1 protein-coding gene is annotated in these 1,234 nt (G+C 71.2%); it reads left to right on the forward strand.

What is annotated here, in order from left to right; translation table 11 throughout:
- Positions 1–130: 130 nt before the first annotated feature.
- Entirely contained in the window at positions 131–1,177 is a 1,047-nt protein-coding gene (locus tag G6026_RS13510; protein ID WP_182613467.1) for a polyprenyl synthetase family protein, read from the forward strand.
- The last annotated feature ends 57 nt before the right edge of the window (positions 1,178–1,234 follow it).

The raw sequence follows: 1,234 nt of genomic DNA on the forward strand, positions 1-1,234 counted from the left end.
CAGGTCGCCGCCGGAGCGGTCGGCGCCGACCTCGGCCGGGGTGGGGTGCCGCAGCCCACGGGCGGGGACCGTAGTCTGTCGTCAGGATCGGTCGCCGCCGGTCCACACCAGGCGACGAGGACGAATGAGGATGTCGAGCGATTCTGTGACGACCGGCACCGCTGAGACGCCGCCCGACCACATGGTGGCGGGCGTGGACGTCGGCGACGCGGATCTCGCAGCTCTGCTGAGGGCTCGGCTCGTGGAGGTCGAGCAGCTTCTCGTGAGCCGCCTCGAGTCCGGGGAGGACTTCCTCACCGAGGTCGCCCTGCACCTGGTCACCGCGGGCGGCAAGCGCTTCCGGCCCGTCGTGACCCTGCTCACCGGAGAGCTCGGCCCGGAACCGGACCGCGAGCGCCTGGTCAAAGCGGCCGTGGTGTGCGAGATGATCCACCTGGCCACGCTCTACCACGACGACGTGATGGACGAGGCCTCGGTGCGCCGCGGCGTCGAGTCCGCCAACAGTCGCTGGGACAACTCTACCGCGATCCTCGCCGGTGACTTCCTCTTCGCCCACTCCTCCATGCTCCTGGCGGACCTCGGCCCGGCCGCGGTCCAACTCATCGCCCAGACGTTCGCGGAGTTGGTCACCGGTCAGATGCGGGAGACGGTCGGGCCGGGCGGCGGTGAGACGGCGGACGCCGCCGAGCACTACCTCCGGGTGATCTGGGAGAAGACCGGATCGCTGATCGCGGCCGCCGCGCAGTTCGGCGGCGAGTACTCCGGTGCGTCCGACGAGCAGATCCAGAGCCTGCGGCGGTTGGGAGACGCGGTGGGGATCGCGTTCCAGATCGCCGACGACATCATCGACATCGCCTCGCCGTCGTCCGACTCAGGCAAGACCCCCGGCACCGATCTGCGCGAGGGCGTGCACACGCTGCCGATGATCTATGCGCTCGAGCCCGGCTCCACAGACGGTGACCGCCTGCGCGAACTGCTGGCGCAGCCCCTGACCGACGACTCGGAGGTCCACGAGGCCCTGGACCTGCTCCGGGCCTCGGAGGGGATGCGTCGCGCGCGGGCCACGCTCGAGCGGTACGTGGCCGACGCCATGTCCGAGCTGGACGCCCTGCCCGCCGGACCCGCGAACGAGGCGTTGCGGCGGCTGGTCCGGTTCACGGTCGACCGCGTGAGCTGACCTGCTCAGCTGCGGGCCTCCGCCTTCCAGCAGGCGACCTCCGGCATCCGCTCGCGC

This window comes from Dietzia sp. DQ11-38-2 (genome assembly GCF_014145055.1).
Classification (GTDB): Bacteria; Actinomycetota; Actinomycetes; order Mycobacteriales; family Mycobacteriaceae; genus Dietzia.